The sequence below is a fragment of the Brevibacillus brevis genome, assembly GCF_900637055.1.
Taxonomy (GTDB): Bacteria; Bacillota; Bacilli; order Brevibacillales; family Brevibacillaceae; genus Brevibacillus; species Brevibacillus brevis.
Genome location: NZ_LR134338.1, coordinates 1,261,758 through 1,286,752, shown reverse-complemented (window position 1 = coordinate 1,286,752; position 24,995 = coordinate 1,261,758). Strand labels below are relative to the sequence as shown.

The following is a 24,995-nucleotide window of genomic DNA, read 5'->3' as shown; positions in this document are numbered from 1 at the left end:
CCTTCATCATTCCGTTGCTGTAAACATAGGCATGCCAGGCGCAACAAAGACGGGCAAGCTTGGAGCATTGACAACAATTTCGTCAGGGTAGAAGGTATTGCACACAAAGTAATCAACGATAAATCTTTTAGCAGAAACATCTACTCTGATCGTGGTGGCTATGATCTTGAACACAATGTCATCCAACCAAGAGCTCTTGCGCTTCACACCTTCCACCAGACGACGGAACTTTGCCAGATCCCCCGGCTCAAAAATCAACTGTTCTGTCTCGATTCGAAAATGATGCGGTTCCCCACCGTATTCGAACCATTCGCGGACCGATGAATTTTTGAACAAAATAGATGCGACCTGTTCGATTGCCCAGGGCGTTCCCTTATATCGATGAGCTCCTATTGCCGTTTTGACGAGCTCCCTCCGACTTTCAAGAGATAACGATGAATCATAGAAATCGACGTGCAATTGGTGGGCCAGGATGTCCACCACCTCTGAATCTAGTTCATCGATCCGGGAAAACATAAGCACCAGTTTCATATCAGAGGATATGTCCTGCATTTCCTTTGTAATGGCTGCAGCCAACGCTCGAATCTTCTTGTCTTCTTTTATGGACGATGGAAGGATGTCCGACAGCTTTGCGTTGTAGATATCAACCACTTTCCAACCCTCCATACACCACATTGACCGTGTGTTCTTTGGCTACTTGCGATTCAGTCAGTGTGGTAAAAACTGGACTTGTCACAGATACCCGTTTAGCTCCCGCCTGCTTCATGAGGAAAACAAGCTCAGACGGATCAATGTCACGGCCAAGCTTGGCTCTTTGCCAAAGTTGATAGCTAGCAACGGCTTTATTCACATTTGCCTGAATCGTGGTGACAGCACTTTCCTTGTCCGTATCAATCCAGTATGTGGCCTCGATGTTGTATGTTTTTTGAGTCGGGGCCAAAACAAAAACTTGGTCAGTGAGTGGCCGAATCTTTCTATCGTTGCAAACAGCCGCGACTTGATCGAGGATTGTCTGATCAGGTATCTCTCCCGTTTTGAGTAGAGGTCGAATCTCCACCACTCCAGCCCTTGGGCTTGATACATTCACATCCCCCAGAAGGGTACTGGCTGACTTTGCCCAAAACTCGTAAGCTCCAGATGGACCAGCTACAGAAAAGCTCTCTGGTGCCTGCCGGATTCGTTCTGCGTATGAATCGTCGTCCTCTTCATCTGCCCCGCCGCCCGATTCTGTGACATTAGAAACCGATTGGACAAATGGCAGAGGGTCAACCAATTGGTTCAGTTTTCCCACTGGATACCCATTGCCAATCACACCCACGGAAACGCATTCCGCTTTGACCTCTACTTTCGTCTCCCCACTTGTGACTGTGACGTCCGCTGTTGTTGCAAAAAATACGTTGTCCCCTGCTGTAACTCGGGTCCCTTTCGGTATGATCTGAGATACTGGTGTCGATAAGGTAAAACGAACCGTAGTCTTAGCCTTTGTAGCCAGTATTCTTAATACGTTCAGCAAGATACCAATGAGGTCCAGGTACTTACCTCTCGCATATTTAAGCAAGTTCTGTTTTGCAGAGTCGTCGATAATGACTCTTTGCTGTACAAAAAAAGGCACGATGCTCTTGATAAAGAGTCGTACCGGATCAGCTGCTGCAAGTGGTTTTTTGTATTCTTTTTCATAGTTTGCGATCAGATCCGCTTCGATCTGTTGCGGCGATTTATTGGCGAATGATACATCTGGTAAAAAATCAAACCTAGACACCTTTTATCGCCACCTTTACCAAAGGTTTTAACATCCCGTTTTCATCACCTTTATACGTAACTTCCTGGACCTCTGCGCGTGGTTCATATTGTTGGATTTTTTCAATGAGTCGTGCCGAAGTGATTGCCATATAAGCATTAACAGGTGCGTCGATGTTAGGGTCCCAACCAAATGATCGGTACATCGGAGATGTATGAATCATGCTCAGCATGATGGTCCTCACGTTTTGGATCACTTCTGTTTCTCCGGTCGCGCCGAAAATAACCTCTTTAAAATCACTTGTAATCGTTACGATTTGAGCCATTAGCTTCCCGCCTTTTTCGGATACTCCTTGAGACGCAGCTCAACGTTAACAGATAGTAAACGACCACGACCGTCATAGTTTTTGTGTTGTTCGCTGACCGACTCGGTAATCCATTGGCTGGTTGAAACAGGTTTGTTTCCGATGACCAATAAATCCCTTTGGCCCGTATCCCTTTTGATCCGCAATGTTTTCAGCTCCGCTTCTGGATCAACCCCGAGCGAGGCTTTCAACTGAATGGAAAGACTAATTTCTTCAAGCCCCGGACCAACGAATTCAGGAATCGGTTTGTTTCGATGGATGTCATGGGTTACCCACCGGCTCGAGCCGTTTCTTGTCATATCATCAAAAGTACGAACACGCTGGGAAGATACTTCAAAAATCACTTCTCCAAGACTTCCGATGACCGCCATTCTGGTTCACCTCGCTGCGTCGTTTGGTTGTTTATGATATTGGTGTTATTAAAGACGATTTTCCCAGGATGAAGAAAATCGACTGTCAGGGTATGCGTTTCTCGATCATAGTCGATGAATGTCCCATCACCAAAACGGATGTGGCGTTTATTTTTGTTCTTGATTGGCACTAGGTCCTCTTGATTGTACGTTGATCCGAGAATAATCCCATCTGCATTCCCTGTCGGCAAAAACAGGCACCATACCTGTTCATTCACATCCGGCAGCCAGTAATCTTTTAACAAAAAAGAACCACGAGAAAGGATGTCCATTTTGTAGGACACCACATCCTCGCGGTCACCAAAGACGACCCTTGCTGTCGCATCCCTCTCGTCTACGCTCGATACAATGCCGACACGCAATATGTTTTTCATATCCATTACCAGCCCAATACCTTTCTGCATTCAAGCGAAGTTTCGTAGCCATTCCCGCTATAAGCATGAACAGCCTGGGTAATGATGTATTTCCCGCTCACAGCCCCAAAATTGTTCAGCATAAACGTCATACCAGCTACCAGGTTAACGTCTCCCATCAAGGTAATGCTTGCCTTGTGCTGCTCCTTATTCGCTTGGCGCAGCGCACTTTTGGCTTTTCGTTCTGCCTGACGTCCATCCTTTACGCGCTCATTGATATACAGCGTACGACCCGTTTTTGGGGCGTTTGGGGGCATATAGGTGTAGTGGATCTTCTTTTTCCCTTTTGGACTGTGATAGTTCACAACAGCCCGACTATAGATGCCTGTCGTGGTCACCTGTGCCGAAAAGCTTTTGATCTTGGACGTTGCATAATTGAGCGAAAAAGCAGGAGGTTTCTCCTCGTATTTGGCTTCATCAAATAAACTGATCTGTTTGCCTGTCAGCTTAACAGCAATGCCAGCATCATCGCACAGGCGCATAAGGAAACCAAGATCGGTTTCCTCTGTCTGTTCAATCCGATCGTAGTCCTCGTCTTCTGCATCAAAAAGAAGTTTGAGCCCATTCTTGCCTGCAATATCTTTTGCGATCACAGACAAACGTGTTTGCTCCCATGCACGGAATTTTCGTTGTGCCCGGATCGTTGACGAATCTGGCACAGACACGCCTTGGATACTGACGGCATTGGGTGGACTTGTTAGGTTGATCTCGTTGATTTCGAAATACCCGCAATTTAGAGCATCCGTTTTCCCGTCATCGATCCAGTTTTCACGAATGATTTTTGCCTTTATGCTTGCATACAATTCTGGCATCCACGCTGCCCACCACAGGCGTTCCCGGTCTGCTAGGTTGATAGATATGGTATCCGCCGTGCCAGAGAGATTGTCGGTGTACTCAAACGAGATGAGGTACGGCTGCAGATCATTCGAAATGTTCTTGTTGTCATAGAGTAGTTCAAATTTGACTCGTCTTGGCTGTGCCATTCGTCGTCACTCCCTCTTCCAAGGAGGCAGATTTGATGTGTCCTGCGCCATGCCATCGTCATTGTCTGGAACAACCAGGACGATTCCGGATGAAAAGACTACCGTCTCTCGATGCTTTAGATTGGCTTCAATTAACTGTGGCATGAAGTACTCGCTGCCCATCGTTTTATACGCGATCCAGTCCCACATGTCACCTGCATTCGTTGTATATGTTCCAGCCATCAGGAAAACCTCACCGCCCTCTCATTCCTTATGAACCGCTGCATATTCGTTTTGAATTCATGATAGGAGTCTCGGAGCATCGATTCGTTTTCTGACCGATTTCCGCCAGAAAGGTTTGGCGAGAACTGAAAAACAAGCGTTTGATTTCCGTTGCGTGACGACATCGCCTGATTTGCTCTCGACCATAGATTGGAGTCGAGATTACGATTCTGTTGGGCAGTCAATACACGTTCCCCTTTATGAAGCTCCGCTCGGTATCCATCGAACGGGACATAAGATAATCCGTTTGCATGGGAACCATTTACCCAATCCCACGCTTTTTCGTACCATGCAGGTTCCGGCCCTGCTGTCATGGTTGCGTTTGGCCCACCATAAACAGGCGTAGTGGTCGGATCTTGACCAGCAGCCCTCATGCTCTCTATTCGGGCTTCCAGTTTGCTAAAGGGAGTCTCCAGCTTGTTTTCTCCCCACATTCCATCCCAAATGCCTTGAATAATCGATTTGCCGACATCATATCCTACGTCCTTGGCGATTGGAATGAGAGGTACAGCTGCCGCTTTGATCAACTCACCGAGCTTCGATGCAATTTCATAAGTGACACGTTGTGTAGCTTCACTCCCTCCGGAGCTCCACCACTTGTTGAATGTATCGTATACATCCGCTACGATAAACTCGATTTTCCCCCAAACATCCAACTTCTTATATTCAGGATTATTGAAAATCGTCTGTAGCTTATTAGATGCAAACTGGACGGACTTGGTAACAGTTCGTCCCATTTCCGCAAAAGCATCTGAGCCCAGCTTCGACAAATCCTGAAACGCTTCTGTCTTGGTCAAATTGTCGATTTCTTTTAGCGTTGGTTTCAAAGCGTCTAACGCTTCTACCCCCATTTTCGTCCAGGTCAGTTGAAGCTTTTCCACGAGCTGTTCATACATAACAAGACCAGTTGTATCCACATCACTCAACAGCTTGGCATCGATGTTCTGTTTATCTAGCAGCTCATTCATGCCCTTGATAATGCCGTCAATTCCCGATTTGGCAAACTTCTTGATGTCTGACCTTGGCATGTTAAAACGCTCAACGATAGACTGAGTATCGCCAATCAATAACTCGTTGAGAGCGATCGCCGCCCCCTGCATCCCCTGTTGTTTATTGATCGTCCCTAGCTTCTCGGATATATCAATCAGCCCTTGGACTTGCCTCAGGTCCTTCGTTTTAAACAAAAATGCCTGGCCGGATTCGAAAAAGTCCGTCATCCCGAAACGGGATTCAATGGCGCGCTTCTCCATCCAGTTGAACAACTGATCTGCTTTCTTTTGGTCCCGGAGCAATGATTGGATGACTTCGATGTTGTATTCTCGATCAGCCGCTTTGCTGACGCTATCCATCATCAAGTCAAAAGCAGATTTCGCAGTCTTTGCTCCGACAGCAATCCCAGCCAGACCAACCCCAACCGTACCAAGATACCCTCCAACAGGTATCAATGCAGCCCCTGCCAACGCAATTTCCCCTATGGAGACTCCCGCAGCAAGTGCGTTTGCCTCCATGGTTTGAAGTTGGCGAGAATAAGCGTTCAGATTGTTTGATTCACTTCTCATTTCTCTATTTAATTCGGCTATGTTCCGTTTAAACTTATCGACCTGTGAGGCTGCTCTCTTTTGTACGTTGGTAAACCGTTGAAGATCGTTTTGCAGCTTCTGGCTTTCCCGTCTGTACACCTCTTCGCTGATCGCGCCACTTCGGTATTTCCGCTCCAAAGAGGAAAGGCCACGCTTGGTTTTCTCTATCGCTGCTGACATTTTCGAGTGCAAGGTTGACATGGATTGCAGTTTGCCATTTGCCTTCTCAATAGATGCCTGATACTCGCTGATTTTTTTTCGCATATCCTGCATACGGCGGGAAGCGTTATCGAACGCGCTGGTGAACGATCTATTCATTTTCCCAGACATCTTGATTGTGAATTCATACAGTTTCCTACCCATCCGTTTCGCCTCCCTCCGTAATTTCCATGGCTGCTGTTACCCATTCATTTAAATCGTTCAAAGTCATGCCAAGGAAAAACTCCATGCTGGTATGCGTGTTCCTCGCCATATTGAGTACAAGTTTCCGTAACTCTCTTATTCCTCCGTCTTCTCTATCTCCTCCATCTCCTTCAAATCCATACCGAGCAAAAAAGCATGCGCCGCCGTTACTGCTCGGTAAAAATCCCGTGCTCCCAGTCTTAATAGATCATGGTAGAGGACTCCGCAAGCTTTTGCGGCAAGCACCGCCCGGAAAGCCGATGATTGCATGTCATTCGGGGAAAATCCGATAATCTGACGGGCCTCATCAGTAGCATTAATAATATCCGCGCCTGTCAGTTTATCGAACTCGAACGTGAGGGAGGTTATCTCCTTATCGTCTACCCTCAATGGTTTTTCCAATGGCAGTGGTAATTTCATTTTTGCAAAACTCCCTTCTATAGCCCAAGCGCCCGACGCGTATCAGCCAGCTGATCCTTGCCGTTCACTCGATAGATGTAATTTAATTTGTCGAGCTCCAGAACGTTCTTTCCGTCCATGTCGATCTTGATGTAGGTGATTTCCAACTCTGTACTACTGTCTGTGGTTGTGCCCTTTTCTAACTTCCCAAGTTCGCCACTGGTTGTATTCCCTTGAACGACTATTCGTAGCGCACGGGTAATCAAGCGACCAGAGCCACGGTCATGCTCTTGGAGAGCTCCACGACAATCTAGTCGATGAGCACCGAGCTCCAGAAAGTCAAACAATCTATCTGTGATCGAGTGCCAATTTAAGGTGATTTTTTGGCTACCGAAAGAACCAACAGAGGTTTCAAAGCTGCCAAATACACCAGCTCCTTTGACTTCCTCCGTACCAAAAGAAAAGGATGGCAATTGGATATCTGCCACCCCCACGAGGTCAGTTGTGCCGTTTTTGTATACCATGAAATCCTTTAAGCGATCAGGAATTGCTTTGTTAGCCATTGTTTATCCACCTGCCTTGTATGATTAGGCTGCAAAGAGATTTTGAAGATAGGCCACATCAAATTCAAGTTTGAACTCAATGTTTTCAGCCGGTACGGGAGCCGCCAGGAACAACCGATAAGAAACTTTTCCGTCCAGCAGCGATGTGACCGGATTATCCGCTGCTCGGAATTCTACACGTCCGCCGAGTATGGAACCTTGCGCTGTCAGTCCATTCAGCCAGATGTTTGTTGAGTCCACAACCGTGTCAATCAACCTTCTGTTTGTCGGGTCGTCCACTATTTTCCAGTGTGTCAGGATCAGCGTACTTCCGATCCAGTTGAACATCTGACGAACGGAAATAAATCTGTCCTTCACGTCTGTATTGGATGGATAAGCAGACGTGTTGTTTCCCCACAGCTTCCATCCGCCGACGAAATTGATTGCCGTAACAATCCCTTCGCCGTTGAGGAAGGCCGCCTGATCCACGCCAAGATTGATCTCAGCTCCTGCTTCGTTAACCACAGCGTTTGCTTGAATGCTTTTGTTGGAAGGCGACACGTAGGGGACGTTCCCATTGTCAGCAATGACTTTGCTGTTCAATGCTGCAAATTGCGTAGACAGATGATAAATCTCGTCACCCAATTTCGGTTTCAAATAGCAGGCAACGAGGTGTGGGTCGCTATAATTGTTGGAGTTTTTCCATGTCGGTGCTTCTGTGTAAACCGCGGCACCTGTTGAAGAAGAATCAATATCGGCAATGGCCATCGCTTTAAACAAACTATTAATGCCAGTAGACTTTGCTTTCATGACAGCTGCAACGGCTGGCTTTTTTGAATGCTTCGGTACGACTATTTGCCCTGGGACTAGTCGATACAACGGGAATATCTTGTTGATCAACTCTAGTCCTGTCACCTTGCCTGTTGCTGAATCGATTCCACCAATGATTTGTGCATCTGTTACGGTGGAAGGCGTGAGTTTATCGTAGGATACAGTCAATGAGGTTTGGTTCGCTGGGATATCCCCACCATCCACGCGAGAAATGACGGGATGCCCGGATCCATTGAATACAACTGTATAGTCCTTATTTCGCACCAAGGCATTACCCGCACCGGTGAGTTTTACGACCAGGGTCGACAGCAGCACGCCGTCAACAGCAATTGTGTATTTACCTGATGAGAGAGTAATTGCGCTGTCCGCCACGTTCTCCTTGTGGATGGAAGGATCAAGCACGTTGACAAATACAGCAGGCGCAACGTTAAAAAGCTGAAATTGAGCTTTGATAGCCTCGCATAGTGTATAGTCGTTCCAGTCGGAATGGTATCCAAGAGCCTTTACCGCTTCCTCATAGCTGTAGGCCAGTACCGGCTTATTCACATATGCGGATGGATTGTCTGTCAAATGGATAGGAGCCGTACCGAAATAGACGGGCAATCCGGCTGCAGCTTCAACAGGCGAAAGGACACTCGTACCACTTTCTGAGATAGATACCTGGTGTTTATAGGCCACTATTCTTCAACTCTCTTTCCTGCGGCGTAATCAGCGGTCTGCTGGAAAAAGACGCTCTCCGGTGTTCCATGATCTCTGATCGCCGCTTCTGCTTGGGACAGCTTTTCTACAGGCACAAACATTTTCTTGATGGCAGGGCACGCTTCGATGTGCTTGCTCAGATGTTGTGGAATTCCGTCCGTAAATAGCGCGTATCGATGCAGAGTGCCATCACGTAAACTACTCCCGCAGTAGATGACGTGCATTGGTTCTTTAGCAGTCACCTTTGATTCTGCTTTGCTCATTTATAAAATACCTCCCAATCAAATTCGGACTGTACTTGTGGAATCAGTACGTCGAACGTGATGTATGTCGCCCATTCTGGGAATGGCTGCTCGTCCGGTTGCTCTGTTTCGAAAGATTCGTCATCGATCTGAAAGCGATCGTCAATGATCGGATCTCTTTTTAACCCAATCTTTATCCGATTCGCTACATTCAGGCTATCAATCCAGCCGTTTTGTTCATCTTCGCTGTATGTGATGACGATTACACGAATTTTAACAATGTTTGCCTGCCTCCCGTCGTTCTCTCTCCGAAAACGAACAACAACGGCGGGCAGCTCCGCTTTGATTTCTTGCGGATCGGCTACCGGTGATTGCTTGCTCTCACTCAGGAACCCGCTGACTACCTGTGGTGCTTTGTAATCGTGGCCATTTACGTTGGTGGGTAGCACAAAATCTTTTACAAGCGTTTCAATACGCTCTTTCAGCTTATTAACTAGGACAACATTAACCATCTAGCACCCGTCCTATTTCATGCTCGAGACGCTTGTCTAATGTCTCCAGCATTTTATTCTGTATTGATTTTCGTACCTTCTCGTTGTCTAGCATTTGCGGTACAGCAGGTGCATAGAGTCCTTTGATTGGAAACCTCTTTGGTGTCGTGCGTCTGTATACGGAGGCCACATTTCTGACTTTTGCAACAAACGCACCAGGAATCGGAGATTTCCCGCCAGCTCGTAATACTTGGGCCAAGATCGGTTTTTTTCTACCAGGCTGCGGCGATTTCGGCGTGACACGAAAACGAATCAGTGGCATCACATGGCCCTTTGATTCCAGACTGCCGTCCAGATTATTCGCGGATGCTTTTTTGAGCTCCATCGTCTCGCTGACGTCTCTTTTTCGGACAAGGTACGTATCCCTCACCCTGGCAGCCGCTTCCGTTTTCCCGCTGGACAGGGCACGGTTCATTGCCCGTGCCTGTACCTTTGGAATTTGCTTCGGAATATGTGCCAAAAGATTTGCCGCTTCATTCAGTCTCTGTTTGATGGAGTTGTCGAAATCAATCATGGGTTTGAATTCCCTCCAAGACGGATTTCCAAAATGCCCTCAAGATCAGAAGGTGGAGCTACAATTACATACGCTTTTTTGTTTATTTTTAACGTGTGTCCAACTGGTGGAATGAATGTAAAATCGGCTCGGCTCACATAGAGCATTATTTCTTCCGTGTATTCGCGGTCATGGGTCGGGTAGGAGTACGATCGATTCCCCCCACCAATCGCGACAGGCTCAATCAATCCCGTAATCTTCTTCCCGTCGATGTCAATTTCATCTGCAAATTCGCCTGTATTGAGAAAGACAGTGGCATCCGCCTTTAGTTGGTCCTTGAATGTGCTCATTTGGGCGCGTTTACAATCAATTTGTCCGTATCAAGATTTAAATTAAGCTCTTGATTATCGTCAGAATGCCCGTCCTGTTCCGTATCCTCGCTCGTTATTCCACCAGAGCCTACATCACTATCAGTTTTTCTGTCAGGTTCAGTCTCTTCAAACTGCACTACTGCCCCTTCACCGATCAGATGCGCTACATCCTTTTTGTGAGCATTAAAAATGGCGCCCTTCTCATGAAAGACACCATTATGCTTCACTATTCCAATTTGCACTTGAAATCGCATGATAGTTTCCTCCTACGCGCGCGTTTTGATAACAGACCATGCAGATACGTCAAACGGCTTCGGCAATGGACGGCTCTTCACAATAAGAGATTTCACATCGGTCTCATGGTTGACTGTTACCTTTGTCGCACGAGGCCCTGCTACAGTAACATAGTTGATACTACCTTCTGGGATGAAGGTATTTGCACCGTACAAAAGCTCCCCGATATTTCGTGGCGCGACAATGACCTTTTCGGGGTCGATGTATGGTTTAAGAGACTGCGTTGTGTCATCATAGTACCACGCATCATATCGGTACACATCGAGTCCAAGTTCGGTTAAACGGCCAATGTAAGTATAACCATTTCCATTCTCAATGCTGAGCTGGGGATTGATCGTTCCGAATTGCGCGTATCGCAGGTCCATAAACTTCGTCATGAAATTATCGTCTGCTCGAAGATTAGCCCACGCCTCATCACCAAGGAGGGCGACAGTTGGATTGTATCCAGCCTTTCGAGATTTTCTGACCGCTTCCTCCAAGTCTTCATACTTTTTGGACGTAGTCTGGTTCCATTGGCTTCCGGCTGTAAGGTTGATCATGTTGTCAAACCCAAAGTCGATGGTATCAGTACGAACAATCGTTGCGGCATCATCAATGTAACCGGATACTGTTAGTTTACCCGTCTGCAGAAGTTCTGCACCCATTAACTCTTCGCGGCGTGTGACCATGTCGGAGAGCTCCAAAAAGTCGCGGTTCATCTGTTGTACAGCCCGCTCATCTGGCGACATACCGCCAAATACCGCTTCCCCAGGCATGCGAGTTTGTAGCATGCTGATGTCAATTGGGGAAGATAGGTTGATAAAAGGTGGCGTATAAATTTTCGTTTCAAATCCATCTCGCTTGATATTAATTGGCATACTGCCTTCTGCAACAAGTGGTGCAACACGTTGGCGGTTTTTGTAGAAATCCACTAGAACATGCTTTGTATCGAAAGTCTCCTCTCCAGGGAAGAACATGTCCCGAAGGAACGTTGTAACTGGCATTCTTCGTTGAAACGATGGAAGCATGGTTTGTGGTTCGTAGATGCTAATGCCACCACCTGTAACAGTTGCGGCATTTTGCGGACTCATAAAACGTCCTGCGATGGCAGATTGTTTAATTTTCACGGTTGTTTACCCCCGATCAGTTTTGTAATGGATATTGACGGTGCGAAGCTCATCTTTGTGGTTGGCCACTGAATCGCCGGCCGCCACTTTCAGAGCGTCATATCGAAAAACACCCGTTTTATACGCTACTGCGTTTACATCAGCTCCGGTTGTGTCCACGTCCTCAGATAAAACCAATGACGCGATCTGACTTCCGTCTGTTGCTGCTTTATTTACCAACGCATACTTCCCGTTGGCGGTGATCTTGCCAAGTACCGATCCGCGTTTGAGCTTCCCTTGACCAGCAAGTAATGTCACAGATGTGGTCATTGCGGACACTTCCGTTCCCGCGAAAAAGGACTGATTATCCACCGTGCCAAATGTAGTAGAAATGTTTGCCATGGTTATTCCTCCTTATTTTTGTAGGCGCTGCATTGAATGCGCATGTGCGAGTTGCTGGAAGACTGCATTCACGTCTTTCAAGTTGTTCAAGTCATACTCTTTTTCCGTGTTTTGTTGTTGTGATTGAGCTGTCACACCAGGAGCTCCAGACGCTTGATTAGCTGCTACTGCCGCATTGAATATGCCGTTATTGATCATCTTGCCCTCTTGTATAGCTTTGAGAGCAAGATCAGCTGCTGTCATTGGGTTTTCCCCATACTTCGCTTCGTTGACTAAGGCAGGGTCGATGTTTGCGGCAATGGAGTCAATGGCGCGAAGACGTTCCCGCTCTTGTGCAGCTGCATCCTGCGTATTTTGTACCTGAGTCGGTGCGGGTGGTTGTGGCGCTGCTGCTGTATTTGACGCTGTCGGTGGTTGGGGATCGATTACTTGAGTTTGATTGGTTACTAACATACTGCTCGCTCCTTCCGTTTGGAACTTCATAATTTCATTTCGGACACGGTCTATCACCTGTTGGGGAATCATTTCGATGCCTGCATGCGCGACAGCACTGAGCTGATTCGAATCGTCAAACATGATTTCATCAATAAACCCTTTCGCCAATGCTTCTTGTGCCGTCATCCACGTTTCGCGGTTCATGAGGGTACTCAATTCGTTCTGAGACAACCCTGTTTTTAGTCGGTATGCATTCGCAATGGACTTATCGACCGCTTGGAGGAAATCTGCTGTGTGACGATGCTCCCACTTATCTCCCTGAGTCCGAGTCTTGGCGTTATGAATCATGAATTGTGCCGTTGGTGACATTCTGACCTTCTTTCCACCCATGGACGCGACAGAAGCAGCACTAGCTGCCACGCCAACGATTTGGACGTCAACACCAGCTGGATGGCTTTTCAACATGGTATAGATTTCACTGCCCGAATAAACATCACCACCGCCTGAGTTGATAATGACCTCAAGATCATCGCCGTTTGCTTCCGCAATAGCTTTCGATATTTTTCCTGGGCTTGTTGCATCCATTTCGAATAAGTCATAAATCCATTGATGGTCATTCGGTATGATTACGCCTCTAACTTCAATCCGTTTTGGCATTTTGTTTGTCACCTCCTTTCATGCCCGGAATATGTGCTTGTGGCAGGTCCCGACGTGCCTCCCACTCACGCGTCAGCACGTCAATATTGCTATCCCAGTCCATCCCTGTGAGCTCCGCCGTTTCCCGTTCGTGCGTGCTAAATCCGTTGTTGATTCGTTTCACGGCAGCATCTACTTCTTTCTCAGGGTCGATTTGACCGGGACTCGGTCCAATCCAAATGGCTTGGCCCCAAAGCTTTCGCATGACTGGATCGTTAAAGAATCCAGGTGCCTTAATACGTCCGGTTGCCACGGCTTCAAACAACCATGTTTCGTAGACCGGCTGACAGAAATCATGCGAGAACCAATCACGACGGTCCCGGAAGGATCTCCACGCTTGCAAGAGTGCAGCTCGACTCGCTGAATAGCTACTGTTGAACACAGAAAGCAGCACTTCATATGGCATGTCCAGCGCTGCGCCTGCTAACTGCGCCATGACCTTTGTAAACGAATCAAAGCCAGCATTCGGATGCGTCGGATCGCCAAAGGTCACTTCCTCACCTTCTGCCAGCATGTTGATGGTTCCTGGCCCCAACTCGTAACTGGAGAGCCGTTCCTCTGGTGACAGTTTCAATTGCTCACTTTCAGGAATGGGATTGGTAAACGGTAATTCGTTTTTTGCTCCTTCTTTTCGTGTAATAAAGGCAGCGAAAAAACTATTGATAATCGCCGCTGCAATCTCTGCCTCGGCATAACGGTCCATTTGTTTGACTTGCTCGATGACAGGTGCAAGATACGGTACACCGCGATATTGCTCTGCCCTCTCCGCATCCATCACAAAAAGCACGTTAGGTAATCCGGAAACCGAATTCTGTGCCTCAACGCGCGCCCATTGTGTTATATGTCCTTGTGGAATCGTACTATTCGGGTGTTTATTGCTTATCCAGTAAGCGATCACTTTACCATTCGGATCTGTCTCGATTCCATTTCGGATAGCACGACCATCTGATAGCTCCACATATTCGGAAAGCGAGAAGCCCTCAGTAGTAAGGATTGGGGAGTATCCTTGCGTATGATTCGGATTGTTGAGCCTGTCCCCTTCAATGAGGTGGAGCCGCATACGATAAGGATTTAGTCGCTCTGCGGCATCTGCATATTTCATAACAGCAAGGGAATCACCGTTCAGCAGCCATCCGGTCAACATGATCCGTTGTGCATCGTAGAAGTCATTCAGCCCGGTGTTATCGATCTTGGATGATGCCCAAAGATTAAATTCAAACTCTGTACGATCTTCCCACTCTTTCGCCTGTTCTGCCGTAATGCCAAGCAGCCGGTAATTGAGTTGACATTTGAGTGTGAGCCCCGAACCGACGATGTTTGACTGATTCTTCTTAATGGCCCCTGTAGCAAGACCGCCACCCATGTAAAGGTCACGGCTACGTTCCCGAAGCACAGCAAGGTTTTGCCCGATGTCCTCTTGCGGACTTTTACTATCGCTGTTCCAGCCTTTCATTGAGTTTTTTCTCCGACTGGCCCCGCTATTCGAATAACCACTATTCGTAGCCTTCCGAAGTGCCGATAGCTTTGCGCGATTCACTTCTCGCTTTAACGCCATGGTAGGCGAAAGCCATTCTATTGTTTTGTCTATGAACTTCACAAATTACTCACCCCCTTACAAATCTCGATAGATGACTCGGAATGCTTTTCGCTTTGATGGACTCTCACCCGTTGTTAATGCATTTTCCAGTTCGTTTTTCCGGTCTTGTAACTTCTCGATCTCATCTTTAATGAGTTTCAAGTCGCCGCGACGCAAATTCCTTGAGCCAATTCGGTATTCCTGTGCGCCTGTTAAAATAGCCGTTTCAGCCTCGTAGTATTTACTCAGGCGGTCTTTAACAATTTCTAATTCATCTTGTATCCTTTTCTGCTGCCGTGGATCATAAGCCATATCCTACACCCCCTCACCAAAGTTTTGAGCGCTTGACTAGCTGCTTTGCTTGCTGGCCTGATATCTGCTTTGCTGCAGCTGTATGTTTTACGGGAGGATCGGTTTCTCGCAAGCGTTTTTCGAGTGCTTCAAAGTCTGGTTTCAGCAAACGCAACGCTGCAAGACTATAGACCCGTAAATCCAGCGGCTCATTCCTCTTGTCTTTGGCGACATTTTCCCAAACCATGACCGTTTGGCCATTCTTTCTTCGAAACACTTGCCGCTCAGAAACAAGACCTTTGAAATAAATCTGATCATATCCGCGCTCTTCCTCAATCGGGAAATGAAAATAGTGCGGTCCTGGCTCTTGGATCAGCAAGCGCTGCATGATCGTCGTCTTTCCAGAATCCACACCAAGGAGGATTAGAGGGAGCTTGTATTTGTTGTTTTTGGAGACCTTTCGAATTAACTCAAGGCCTGAACCGCCTTCCCCTTTTATGGCGAAAACACGGCTTTGGAGTCTCTGCCCACAGTATTTATAGACTTCATCGGTGTAATGACCGCCTGAATCAACAAAGGTACACGCTACAATCAGTCCCGCACCATTGGCGAATTTCCAGACTCGTTCCCGCTTATCATCGAGCTCTCTCCATGTTTGCGGATTGTCTGGCTTTCCCCAGATAACTCCTTTTTCGATTCCCCAAGACTCTTCTTCTTTGCCCCAGCCGACAACTTCGTACTCTAATCGATCATTCTGGGTATCGACTGCCATTGTAAGGATGAGAACGCCGTTCGGTAGTTCTGCATCGTAGCTTTCTCGCCGTTCCAGGAGAATGTTTTCGTCCTGAATATCACCGCGATCCTCCCATGTTTCGCTTAATAACGTATTGACGAAAACCTGCATCTGCTCGGGATTTCCTTTTTTCAACTCTTCCTGTGCGATCAAAAAGGCATCGATCATTTCTTGCCAGCGTGTCCATGGAGACGCTAACGCGTTCATGTGGAATCCCTTTACTTTTCGTTCCGGGAATTCATGTATCCATTCACCTTTTCCGGCAATCTGCTGTTTCTTCCAATCGATTTCAGGGGAATCAAAGCCACAATGCAAGCAGCGCATCGATACGCTATCGAAAATGATCCGATTCCACTCCAAGGGTTGAAGTGCCTCACACTTCGGACATGGAAGATGCCATTCACCTTTCGAAGAGTTATTGTATAACTGCTCGATCCGCGAATGGCCCTTAATTGTCGGCGTAGAAGCAACTACAATTTTTCTATTGTGGAAAGTGGCCGTCCGTCTTCTTGCCAAGTCCAACGCGTCACCCTCAGAAGTCGCCTCGAAACGGTCTAATTCATCGACCAGCAATATCCTGATCGGACGGCTCGCCAGGGAAGCCGGGGAATTACTACCCACAATGGTGATATGACCGCCTGGGAATGATTTGTGCAAGATGGTATTTCCTGAATCTTTGGCTTTCGAATCAGCTACCTTTTTAGTCAGAACTGGCGTATCGCGTATCATTGTGCTTAGTCGATCTTTTGAAAAGCTTTTTCCCATATCTAGTGTGGGGACAACCAACATCATAGGAGACGGGTCCTGATCAATGTAATATCCGATGATGTTTTCTTGCGATAGCGTTTTTCCAACCTGTGATCCCATCATGAATACTACTTCTTCCACTTCTGGATCACTAACTGCATCCATCATGCCCTTTTGATATGGCGCCCGATCGCTTCTGTACTTCCCAGCCTCCGCTGCCGATTCAGGAGACAGATATCGGTAGGCATCTGCCCACTCAGTAATTGTCAAATCGGTAGGAGGAGAAACGATTTGGGCGATGGCCTGGTAAAGTCTACGATGTTTCTGGTTCATGCTCTTCACCAGTTGTTTCAACCGTACCCTTCTCGGCAAAGTAGGCGTAATGATCGGCCAGCTCTTGCAATGCTTCTTTGATCTCTTTTTGCAAAATCCCCACGATTACCGGCAGTTCTGTTTCATATTGGAGTAAAGGAGATACTTTCGATGGAATTGTGAGGCAACGTGCTTTGAATAGACCGACCATCCGCTCCAGGATCTTCACCACTTCATCCATCTGAATGAGCGACAATTCTTTTTCAGCCAGCTCCAATTCGGCAATTTTCCGCTTGGCGCGTTCATGTAGGGCTTTTTCATCGTTGTATATCACATCAGTGTTGTCACTCGAATGCTGCACGTATTTGATGTACCGCTGAACGTTGTCGGCTAGATCGTATTTTCCTCTGCTGATCTGTTCGAGGACACCCTCACGGGTAAGTGTATTTACCCATTTTGGGGTTTTTCCGATCACATCGGCCAGCTGCTGAGTACCCACAATCATATCCATGATTTCTCTCCTTTCTTTCGGAAGTAAAAAGGCAAATCGCTTCCTCTTCTTGACCCAAGGCAGATCGGGACAGTAGATGAAGCGATTTTTTCAGTAGTAGCAACGATCAGTGAATAGGAAGTGACTTTAAAATTTTGAGTCTAGCTGGATTTCGGGGCTCGATCGACCCGCATGGTATCAGACTGTCTGGAAGTACCTATTGACACGCCATTTTACTGATCTGACCAGGCTTCTCCAAGGCTTGCATTGACCCACCACTTCAATGGCTCCATGTTGCCAACCTCAGCTTGCTCCTTTGCCTTATGGAATTCCTCTATGATCGTCGTCCAACGTTTCCATGGTGAAGCTAACTCGTTGAGATGGAAACCACGAACCTTGAGAGTAACAGATTGAGCCATCCATTTGCCTTCCCCCTGCCGGGTCTTCCATGTTGATTCATCGAACTGCGAACCGCAGTATTTGCATGCCATGGTTGCATCTTCAACATGAATTCTTCCCCACTCTAATGGCTGGTGCTCGTCACAGTCTGGACAAGGCAGACACCATTGTTCTTTCGTAGAGTTTTCGTAAGCTCTCTCGATTCGGCTAGTGCTTCTAGCCGTTGGCGTAGAGACAAAAACCTTTTTCCGATCTCGGAAGGTTGTCGTTCTTTTTTCAGCCATACATAAAGGGTCACCCTCAGCCAAAATTGGGTAACGATCAATCTCATCTGCCAATAGAATTCGAATCGGCCGACTTGCTAAACTTGATGCTGAGTTTGCTCCAGTGATTGTGATATGACCACCATGGAATGTTTTATGAAGAACTGTGTTTCTGATGCCCTTATCGTCCATTTTGTCACTGAGCACCTGCGTATCACGCAATATGGGAGCAAGCCGATTCTCTGAGAATGCTCGAGCCATTTCCAATGTCGGCTGAACTACCATGATGGGGGCAGGATCATAGTCGATGTAATAGCCGATCGCATTTAGCAGCATCTCTGTCATGCCCATCATAGCAGATGACATCACGACTACTGACTCCACACTCTGATCGGTAATAGCATCTAGGATTTCACGTTGATAGGGGACGCGGTCAGTTCGCCATTGACCTGTTTCCCCTGATGATTCGGGGGACAATTTTCTGTAACGATCTGCCCATTCTGATAATTTCAGTCCGTTTATAACCACGATCATCACCTTCGTTTTTGAGTTATACCACGCAAAAAGCCATCCGATAGACCGGATGGCTCCCACGTTTCGCTATTCATATTTTTTCGATGTTATCATAGTAACACGGAACGATTGGCGCGGTAATAGCGTCTTTTTCTCACGCTTTTCTCACCCGAAAAGCTCAACCCCATCTACCCCAAAAATCAGCACTGACAAGGTTTTGGCCGCCTCATTAATGTTTCGATAAACTGTGCTGACGTCAATTTTTTCGCATTCGGCTATTTCCTCGGCTGTAAATTTTTCTTCGGAAATGTACATGTTTTCAATAATTCGATATCGTCGGAGGTCCTCTTGTTGCCCCGATTTTTCGCACGTTGCCTTATAGACAGTCACCATTCTTTGAACGAACCTGACCATGACCATCGTCCTTTGCGTACTTCGCTTGATTGACTCCAGTGCTAACTCCTTGGAGTGCAGGCTTTCTATGGCTTCGGCATAATCATGAGCTGTGACCTTTTCCTTGGCTCCTTCTACATGGCTCACAAACGACCGATAGTGTTTCAACAACAGCTTTGTATTCCGGAGCCGCCAGTCCCGTTTTTCTTTTTGCTGCTTCTGTTTCTCTTTTTCAAGAAACTCTATCGCTGCCTTAACCGCAGTTTCCGCAGACAGCTTGGTTACTTCTTCTGCTAGTCTTTGATTCAAGGCGACCACCTCCACTTTGCTGTTTATTTCAACGGGCTTTTGATTCTCTCGTGATGAGGTTTGTGGTTCTCCACCCAGAGCCGATCCGCTTTGAAATAGTTCCCGAAATCGTCCTGTTCAGGAAAACCTCCATTCGTCGCATCACGTCTGACATGCTTCGTATTGCATTCAGGGCAATAGACGGACAACTGCAATTCCTTCACGAACACTTTTTTTCGTTTCTGGCATTTTTGATTTTTGCAATAAACGTATGTTTGATAGTGCGGTACTCCATTGATGTTCCGAATAGCCGGATACTCCTTAGTTGGATCAATGAGTGATTCTTCAAGTGGTATGGTCATATGAGATTGGCTCTCTTTAGGAACAATTGGATTTTCCGATCCATCCACCCAGGCCGCGCCCTCCTTCACTTCCAACCCAAGAAGCGGCCCCAACTTTTCTCCAAGAGACTGAGACAAAGTATGTCCGCCATTAATGAGCGGTAGCTGTCGCAATCCCTTTACCTGCTTGTCCACTTCTTCGGAAGCTTCCGGCATCTCAAAGGGTACAAAGGGTATTGGGATACCTTTCGATTCAACAATAGGCTCCTCTTTATTTGGCGCTCCTGGATCAGAAAAAATCGGGCCGTAACTCATACTTTGCTGAATCGGCTTTGTGATTTCTTTCAGCTCGTATCCCAAGAACCCAAACATCCCTTGAATGATGTTTAACACCTGCAGGTTATTCGCTTTACTCAACTCAAGCTCTACGCGCTTTGATCCTTCGGAAACATACAGTTTTACACTCATCGTACAATCCCCCTATTTTCAAAAGTATTTATACTGCTCTTTGATCGCTGGTTACTTCCAACCCAAGGCTATACTTCTCATTGATGTGCTTGAGGTATCCTTCAAACTCGCCGTAGCTTGTGTCATAGATTTCCTGCGATGCAATCATTTCGAATTTCACCCGAGTGCCTTTCTTGGTAGGCTTGTACCATCTTATGGGCTTCATTTTTCCTTTCAACATGTCAAACCAAGCGAAAGCTTTCACACCCGCATATGCTGCTTCATCCTTTGCTAATTCGCTTGTCATGCCACTGTAGTTCTTTTCTCCACCTAGAACTCGGAAATTTGATATGCTCATCCAAAACACTCCCAAGAATAATTTTTGGAATAATTCGAGTTAATCTTGACAAAAGTCATTACAACCATTTCTCCTAAAAACCGAGAATTTTACAACCAGTTACCGATTTGTTAATTCAAAGTAGCTCTTTCAGTAACGCTCGCATCAGCTCAATTGTTCTGTCATTGTTAGACTTTTCATCGACATTCGGGATATACTGACGATTAGGTAATTTCATTTCCTGTTTCAGTTGGGTGAGCATTTCTCGGAGCTCATTCAACTGTTTTTTTGTTTCTGCATGTTCAGCGGCCAATTCGTCCATTCTGGCCATAACTTCTTCAAGCGAAACTTCTACAGGAGCTGCATCGCGTTTATTACCAGCGCCAGACGCCTCTAGTATTCCCCAGTTTTCTTTCATCCGTTTCAATTGCGTCCAACTCGAAAGTCCGTATTCCTTACGAATATGCGAATCGATTTTGCCTTGCTTGACCAATTTCAGGTAGACCTCTTTGGTCAAATCCTTCCTACTTTTCGTTGCAGCACCCATCGTATTCTTATCTCCCTTCACGAGACGTTCCATTTCTTCTGGAGAGAGCCGATAGGTAATAACCTCGCTCGGCTCCATAGCCTCTTCGTTATGTGGAAAACGGATATCACCACGTCTCCTGGTTCGTCCAACAATTCTCGCTTTGCTTACCATGACTGATTCAGCACAAGGCTACTGCAACATTTTTCATGTTTTTTAGTTTCCTAGACACGTTGACCTGGCTCATCCCTAGCTTTCGCCCAATCTCTTTTTGAGTGTATCCCTCCAAAGCAAGCAAGGTGATATCTGGCTCTTGACGGATCAGCTCCGTGAACAACCTTTTAGCTTCGACCTCTTCTTCCACCGAATCAAAGTTTGCGAGTAAATCCGCCAGTGATTCCTCTTCATTACCGACCCAATCCATGGAAATGACATCACCTGTCCGCTTCGCGGTCATTTGCATACGGATGGCTTTTCTTATCTCATTCTCAATCCATACTCCTGCATACGTCGTGAATTTAAAGCCCAGAGACGGATCAAACTTTCTTGCGGCTTGAATAAGTCCAATGCATCCAACTTGAAAAAGGTCATCGTAATCAAAGCCAGTAGGCGGATAATAATTTTTCAAGATATGGTGAACGAATGGCAAACTGTTCCGAACTAGCGTATCAATGTCGTCGCTCATTACAGCGTTCATTGTTTAATCCCCTTTCCCCCATGTGCATTATTCTCATACGCTTCTTCAAGCCAGTTAACGAGCATGAGCATTTGTTTAATGACCAGCGGATTGTCCCGATACTTCTTGCTGATAGCAGCGCTTGAGTCGGCCACCCATGCCCAGAACTGCTCGGTATGCATCCCATACATAACAGCAGCCTGGTTTGCCTGATTGATCCAGCCGACAACATCGTCGTAAAAGGCTTTGTAATCCATAGGCTATACCTCTTCGATGCGAATATAGATTCCCGGGAGTTTGGCCCAGAACTTCTCCGCGATCAAGCTGACCACTAGGGCATCATCCTTCCAGAATTTCAAATCAGTCATGCAGTCAAACAGTAGTTTCTGACTGTTGTCGATATCCGGTTTCGTAGCCTTGTACTCCCCGTCTTGTCGCTTGCCTGTGATCGGGAAACACCACTTGACGATCAACCTGACAGGTTTGGTATACATATGCTCTGGCGCTTGCCGCCCAAGGTGAGCCATCAACTTCGCCCTGGCTGCTTTCAATTCGGCAGGCTCATAAAATACTGGCTTGTCATTTATGATCGTGACCTGTTTCTGTTGATGGGTGACGGTCGGGGGATTTTTCATTGGCATAAAGAATTCAGTTGTCATTGTTTTGATCCTCTAGCATCTCTTCCCAGTCACTTACTGTCCCTCGCAAGTAGGCCGGAGCCTCTTCGCTGGAGAACAATGCCGTTCTGTCCAAAACAAATTTGACGATAAACTTGCCGTCGATCTTTACGCCGAATTGAAGTTTTCCGGCTTTATCAAAACAACGCATGAAATAATTTCCGAATTCGATCGTTTCGGGAGTTTCATTTTCCCAATATTTTTTCGTCATGATTTTTCTCTCCCTTTTCTCTCGCGCTTACGTAGTCAACGTGAGAGCAGGGGGCGCCGCAGAAACGGCAGCGGCGACCTTCTCTCTCACTACGTTTTACACTAGTAGATTAATCATTATTTTATTTATTACATCGCGCGTATATATATAGGGGTGCTTTTTTCCGCGCGGCGGCGACCATAAATTCATGGTGTTCGCCATCTTCTGCATTCGGCGGCGGCAATCATATTTTGATGGTCGTTGCCGCCGTGTTCTAATTTGGCGGCGGCGGCATTAATCATGATCTCCGCCGTTGTCTTTGACAATCACGCCGTCCTTTAAAACGTAACCGTACTTCTTGATCCAGTCCCTAACCGTCCGCTCAGAAACCTCTTTACCGGACTTCCCGAACCATTCCACGATGTCTTTGACAGTCGGAGGCTCACCAAAATTGCAATTGTTCACAGCATCCTCAAATTGTGCCTCTTTGCTACGCTGTTCTTTCTTGGCAGACGATTTCCGCTTATCGGTCGCCTTCTTCCATGCTGGCGCTTCCCCTTCTGGCTCGATGTCCTTCAAGCTGCCCACGTCATCGACTCGATGAATCGGATACTGGAACCACATGTTGACTGCATCGAATTTTGGATACTCGCGCAGCGTGCCCTCCACTCGCCATGCCGAACGTTTGCGGACACTGCGCACCGCTTGTTCAATGCTCTCTCTGGCTGCTTCCGCTTGTCTTGGAATGGCGCGTTTGGCGTGATCCTCCATCGCCCGGGCACTCAGTAAATCGTCCTGGGAGATATGCTCGTCCAAATAGTTCAGATTGAATTTTTCAAAGAGCTGCCTATATACGGCGCATACCGCCTTGTTTTCCTCTTGCTTGAGTAAAGCCTCGGTTACATCTAGCTCCACTAAGTCGATCAGCGCGTCTGGATCGCGGGCAAATACGCCGCTGCCACTGGCCCTGTCCATCGACTTTTTGCCGCCTTGTGACCCCTTTGAATGGTGGTGACAGTAGATGACGCTGGCACCAAGCTCCGTTGCGATCTTGTCAAACTGGTTTGTGAAATGCGCCATTTGGTCAGCGCTGTTTTCGTCGCCAGTCAGGACCTTGTAGATCGGGTCGATGATGACCGCGATGTAATTCTTCTTGGCAGCTCGCCGGATCAATTTGGGCGCCAGCTTGTCCATCGGTACGGATTTGCCGCGCAAATTCCAAATGTCGATCTTGTCAATGTTTAGGGGCTGCAACCCTAGTGCTTGGTAAACATTCTTGAAACGATCTAAGGCACTGGCGCTGTCTAGCTCCAGATTGACGTAAAGCACCTTGCCCTGCGTGCATTGCCATCCTAGCCACTTGATCCCCTCTGCGATGGCGATACTAAGCTGAATTTGCAAGAACGACTTACCAGCCTTGGACGGACCCGCCATCAGCATTTTATGGCCTTGCCGGAGCACACCTTCGATTAACGGTGGTGCCAATGGAGGCATGTTGTCCCAATAGCTCGCCAAACTCTCCGGGTCAGGAAGATCGTCGTTGATTCCCTCAATCCATTCATTCCATTCGGCCCAACTGCTTTTTCCAATGTGGGTGTCTACAATGAATTGCTTTTTCCCGTTCCTCTCAATGCCTGGCATTCGGGAAAGTCGAGATGGGTTACGGTTTTGATTGTCGATGCTAAGACCGTTCTTTTTGCACACGTTGTACAGGTAATCGACGCGCTTCCGATATTCGTCGTAGCTGACAGCATCGATGCGAACGATCGCGTGGAGGCTCTTCCCGCCGCTATATACGAGGACAGCGATTGGCAGCTCCAGCTCACGCATAATCGCGTGTTGCTTTTCAATATCCATCGTGTCGGACTCTACCAAGGCGTACCGAAATTCGGTCACATTGTCGTTCTTCACGCCCTTGCCGTCGAGCGGATTGAATCGTATCCAAGCCCCTGCTTCGGGATTATAGTCACCCAGCACTGACCCGATATCGCCATTGCTTTGATTCAGCAATTGAATCAGCTCGCCTGCCGTCCGGTCCCATGCCCCTTTGGTGGGCAGGTATTTTCCTTCATCGTTTTGCCATGTATCCACCACGTATCCGACATTTTCGGATGCCTCAAACAGTGTGGCCAGATACGTTGTGAGCTGTTGCACTGGATTCCACGAAGCAGGCTCGTGGATCTCCTTGCCCTCGATCCAGTTTTTATCGACCACTACATAATCGCCGGCAATCTCATCATCCCAGCCCAGCTCTCTGTCTTCTACGCCAGAACGCGGCAACCAGCCGTTGTCCTTCGCCATTTGCGTAATCGTCGCACCAGTAATTGGCTTACCACCTGTGCCTTCAAAGGTCGTCCACTTCTTAAAGCATTCTCCGGGATGGTAACGGCCCATGTCACGCTTGCTCCATTCATCCCAATCGCTGGCTGTATAGCCCTCATACTTGAGGGCCATGCCAACGTTTAACCATTCCTGATAGGTAAGATAGGCCGGGTCGATGTAAGCCAGCAGCGCAACGAGATCCAATCTATTTTCCATAGGCTTT

33 protein-coding genes are annotated in these 24,995 nt (G+C 47.2%); all 33 read right to left on the bottom strand.

What is annotated here, in order from left to right:
* Nucleotides 1–6: 6 nt before the first annotated feature.
* The 33 genes from EL268_RS06840 to EL268_RS06680 all read right to left on the bottom strand — a co-directional run bounded on the left by EL268_RS06840 (nucleotide 7) and on the right by EL268_RS06680 (nucleotide 24,988).
* Nucleotides 7–651, bottom strand: coding sequence for a phage tail protein (locus EL268_RS06840; protein ID WP_164724444.1), 645 nt, complete (start codon nucleotides 649–651; stop codon nucleotides 7–9).
* Nucleotides 644–1,759, bottom strand: coding sequence for a baseplate assembly protein (locus tag EL268_RS06835; RefSeq protein WP_106656062.1), 1,116 nt, complete (start codon nucleotides 1,757–1,759; stop codon nucleotides 644–646). Before EL268_RS06835 ends, EL268_RS06840 begins: the two co-directional genes overlap by 8 nt.
* On the bottom strand, nucleotides 1,752–2,063 hold the full coding sequence (locus tag EL268_RS06830; RefSeq protein ID WP_106656061.1) for a hypothetical protein: 312 nt from the start codon (nucleotides 2,061–2,063) through the stop codon (nucleotides 1,752–1,754). The genes EL268_RS06835 and EL268_RS06830 overlap by 8 nt, the downstream gene beginning before the upstream one ends.
* Nucleotides 2,063–2,473: a phage tail protein gene (locus tag EL268_RS06825; RefSeq protein ID WP_106656060.1), complete on the bottom strand. Its 411-nt coding sequence runs from the start codon at nucleotides 2,471–2,473 to the stop codon at nucleotides 2,063–2,065. The genes EL268_RS06830 and EL268_RS06825 overlap by 1 nt, the downstream gene beginning before the upstream one ends.
* Nucleotides 2,443–2,886, bottom strand: coding sequence for a phage baseplate assembly protein V (locus EL268_RS06820; protein WP_164724443.1), 444 nt, complete (start codon nucleotides 2,884–2,886; stop codon nucleotides 2,443–2,445). The genes EL268_RS06825 and EL268_RS06820 overlap by 31 nt, the downstream gene beginning before the upstream one ends.
* 5 nt (nucleotides 2,887–2,891) lie before the next feature.
* On the bottom strand, nucleotides 2,892–3,908 hold the full coding sequence (locus EL268_RS06815; RefSeq protein ID WP_106656058.1) for a phage late control D family protein: 1,017 nt from the start codon (nucleotides 3,906–3,908) through the stop codon (nucleotides 2,892–2,894).
* A gap of 6 nt (nucleotides 3,909–3,914) precedes the next feature.
* Nucleotides 3,915–4,130: a tail protein X gene (locus EL268_RS06810; RefSeq protein ID WP_106656057.1), complete on the bottom strand. Its 216-nt coding sequence runs from the start codon at nucleotides 4,128–4,130 to the stop codon at nucleotides 3,915–3,917.
* Nucleotides 4,130–6,112: a GumC domain-containing protein gene (locus EL268_RS06805; RefSeq protein ID WP_126435397.1), complete on the bottom strand. Its 1,983-nt coding sequence runs from the start codon at nucleotides 6,110–6,112 to the stop codon at nucleotides 4,130–4,132. The genes EL268_RS06810 and EL268_RS06805 overlap by 1 nt, the downstream gene beginning before the upstream one ends.
* Before the next feature lie 135 nt (nucleotides 6,113–6,247).
* On the bottom strand, nucleotides 6,248–6,571 hold the full coding sequence (locus tag EL268_RS06800) for a phage tail assembly protein (protein ID WP_126435395.1): 324 nt from the start codon (nucleotides 6,569–6,571) through the stop codon (nucleotides 6,248–6,250).
* A gap of 17 nt (nucleotides 6,572–6,588) precedes the next feature.
* Entirely contained in the window at nucleotides 6,589–7,113 is a 525-nt protein-coding gene (locus tag EL268_RS06795) for a phage major tail tube protein (RefSeq protein ID WP_106657339.1), read from the bottom strand.
* Nucleotides 7,114–7,137: 24 nt separating this feature from the next.
* Nucleotides 7,138–8,601, bottom strand: coding sequence for a phage tail sheath family protein (locus EL268_RS06790; protein WP_126435393.1), 1,464 nt, complete (start codon nucleotides 8,599–8,601; stop codon nucleotides 7,138–7,140).
* Nucleotides 8,601–8,885, bottom strand: coding sequence for a hypothetical protein (locus EL268_RS06785; protein WP_106657767.1), 285 nt, complete (start codon nucleotides 8,883–8,885; stop codon nucleotides 8,601–8,603). The genes EL268_RS06790 and EL268_RS06785 overlap by 1 nt, the downstream gene beginning before the upstream one ends.
* A complete protein-coding gene (locus EL268_RS06780; RefSeq protein WP_106657783.1) occupies nucleotides 8,882–9,376 on the bottom strand; it encodes a hypothetical protein in 495 nt (164 codons plus the stop codon). Before EL268_RS06780 ends, EL268_RS06785 begins: the two co-directional genes overlap by 4 nt.
* Nucleotides 9,369–9,929 (bottom strand): phage tail protein, encoded by a 561-nt coding sequence (locus EL268_RS06775; RefSeq protein WP_106657784.1) that lies wholly within the window; start codon nucleotides 9,927–9,929, stop codon nucleotides 9,369–9,371. The genes EL268_RS06780 and EL268_RS06775 overlap by 8 nt, the downstream gene beginning before the upstream one ends.
* A complete protein-coding gene (locus tag EL268_RS06770; protein ID WP_106657785.1) occupies nucleotides 9,926–10,258 on the bottom strand; it encodes a sugar transporter in 333 nt (110 codons plus the stop codon). The genes EL268_RS06775 and EL268_RS06770 overlap by 4 nt, the downstream gene beginning before the upstream one ends.
* A complete protein-coding gene (locus tag EL268_RS06765) occupies nucleotides 10,255–10,533 on the bottom strand; it encodes a hypothetical protein (RefSeq protein WP_126435391.1) in 279 nt (92 codons plus the stop codon). The genes EL268_RS06770 and EL268_RS06765 overlap by 4 nt, the downstream gene beginning before the upstream one ends.
* Before the next feature lie 12 nt (nucleotides 10,534–10,545).
* Entirely contained in the window at nucleotides 10,546–11,679 is a 1,134-nt protein-coding gene (locus EL268_RS06760; protein ID WP_126435389.1) for a major capsid protein, read from the bottom strand.
* 6 nt (nucleotides 11,680–11,685) lie between these two features.
* On the bottom strand, nucleotides 11,686–12,060 hold the full coding sequence (locus EL268_RS06755) for a head decoration protein (RefSeq protein ID WP_106657769.1): 375 nt from the start codon (nucleotides 12,058–12,060) through the stop codon (nucleotides 11,686–11,688).
* Nucleotides 12,061–12,072: 12 nt separating this feature from the next.
* Nucleotides 12,073–13,152 carry a head maturation protease, ClpP-related gene (locus EL268_RS06750; RefSeq protein WP_126435387.1) on the bottom strand — a complete coding sequence of 360 codons (1,080 nt, stop codon included), beginning with the start codon at nucleotides 13,150–13,152 and terminating at the stop codon, nucleotides 12,073–12,075.
* Nucleotides 13,136–14,788, bottom strand: coding sequence for a phage portal protein (locus EL268_RS06745; protein WP_106657456.1), 1,653 nt, complete (start codon nucleotides 14,786–14,788; stop codon nucleotides 13,136–13,138). The genes EL268_RS06750 and EL268_RS06745 overlap by 17 nt, the downstream gene beginning before the upstream one ends.
* Nucleotides 14,789–14,803: 15 nt before the next feature.
* Entirely contained in the window at nucleotides 14,804–15,079 is a 276-nt protein-coding gene (locus EL268_RS06740; protein ID WP_106657457.1) for a DUF6148 family protein, read from the bottom strand.
* 13 nt (nucleotides 15,080–15,092) lie between these two features.
* Nucleotides 15,093–16,931: a phage terminase large subunit family protein gene (locus EL268_RS06735; RefSeq protein ID WP_126435386.1), complete on the bottom strand. Its 1,839-nt coding sequence runs from the start codon at nucleotides 16,929–16,931 to the stop codon at nucleotides 15,093–15,095.
* Nucleotides 16,912–17,421: a hypothetical protein gene (locus EL268_RS06730; protein WP_106657772.1), complete on the bottom strand. Its 510-nt coding sequence runs from the start codon at nucleotides 17,419–17,421 to the stop codon at nucleotides 16,912–16,914. Before EL268_RS06730 ends, EL268_RS06735 begins: the two co-directional genes overlap by 20 nt.
* A gap of 212 nt (nucleotides 17,422–17,633) precedes the next feature.
* A complete protein-coding gene (locus tag EL268_RS06725; RefSeq protein ID WP_197724041.1) occupies nucleotides 17,634–18,590 on the bottom strand; it encodes a terminase gpA endonuclease subunit in 957 nt (318 codons plus the stop codon).
* A 150-nt stretch (nucleotides 18,591–18,740) separates the two neighbouring features.
* The gene (locus EL268_RS06720) at nucleotides 18,741–19,286 is read right to left on the bottom strand and encodes a hypothetical protein (protein ID WP_232030285.1); all 546 of its coding nucleotides are present in this window, start codon (nucleotides 19,284–19,286) and stop codon (nucleotides 18,741–18,743) included.
* Between the two features lie 14 nt (nucleotides 19,287–19,300).
* Complete coding sequence (locus EL268_RS06715; protein ID WP_106657680.1) at nucleotides 19,301–20,065, bottom strand: hypothetical protein; 765 nt, start codon at nucleotides 20,063–20,065, stop codon at nucleotides 19,301–19,303.
* A 28-nt stretch (nucleotides 20,066–20,093) separates the two neighbouring features.
* On the bottom strand, nucleotides 20,094–20,402 hold the full coding sequence (locus EL268_RS06710) for a hypothetical protein (protein WP_106657679.1): 309 nt from the start codon (nucleotides 20,400–20,402) through the stop codon (nucleotides 20,094–20,096).
* A gap of 115 nt (nucleotides 20,403–20,517) precedes the next feature.
* Nucleotides 20,518–21,006, bottom strand: a complete 489-nt coding sequence (locus tag EL268_RS06705; RefSeq protein ID WP_106657678.1) for a hypothetical protein — start codon at nucleotides 21,004–21,006, stop codon at nucleotides 20,518–20,520.
* 82 nt (nucleotides 21,007–21,088) lie between these two features.
* On the bottom strand, nucleotides 21,089–21,604 hold the full coding sequence (locus EL268_RS06700; protein WP_106657677.1) for a sigma-70 family RNA polymerase sigma factor: 516 nt from the start codon (nucleotides 21,602–21,604) through the stop codon (nucleotides 21,089–21,091).
* Nucleotides 21,601–21,840, bottom strand: coding sequence for a hypothetical protein (locus EL268_RS06695; protein WP_106657676.1), 240 nt, complete (start codon nucleotides 21,838–21,840; stop codon nucleotides 21,601–21,603). Before EL268_RS06695 ends, EL268_RS06700 begins: the two co-directional genes overlap by 4 nt.
* A gap of 3 nt (nucleotides 21,841–21,843) precedes the next feature.
* Nucleotides 21,844–22,242: a RusA family crossover junction endodeoxyribonuclease gene (locus EL268_RS06690; RefSeq protein ID WP_106657675.1), complete on the bottom strand. Its 399-nt coding sequence runs from the start codon at nucleotides 22,240–22,242 to the stop codon at nucleotides 21,844–21,846.
* Nucleotides 22,232–22,471, bottom strand: a complete 240-nt coding sequence (locus EL268_RS06685; protein ID WP_106657674.1) for a hypothetical protein — start codon at nucleotides 22,469–22,471, stop codon at nucleotides 22,232–22,234. Before EL268_RS06685 ends, EL268_RS06690 begins: the two co-directional genes overlap by 11 nt.
* A 273-nt stretch (nucleotides 22,472–22,744) precedes the next feature.
* Nucleotides 22,745–24,988: an AAA family ATPase gene (locus tag EL268_RS06680; protein WP_106657673.1), complete on the bottom strand. Its 2,244-nt coding sequence runs from the start codon at nucleotides 24,986–24,988 to the stop codon at nucleotides 22,745–22,747.
* Nucleotides 24,989–24,995: the final 7 nt, after the last annotated feature.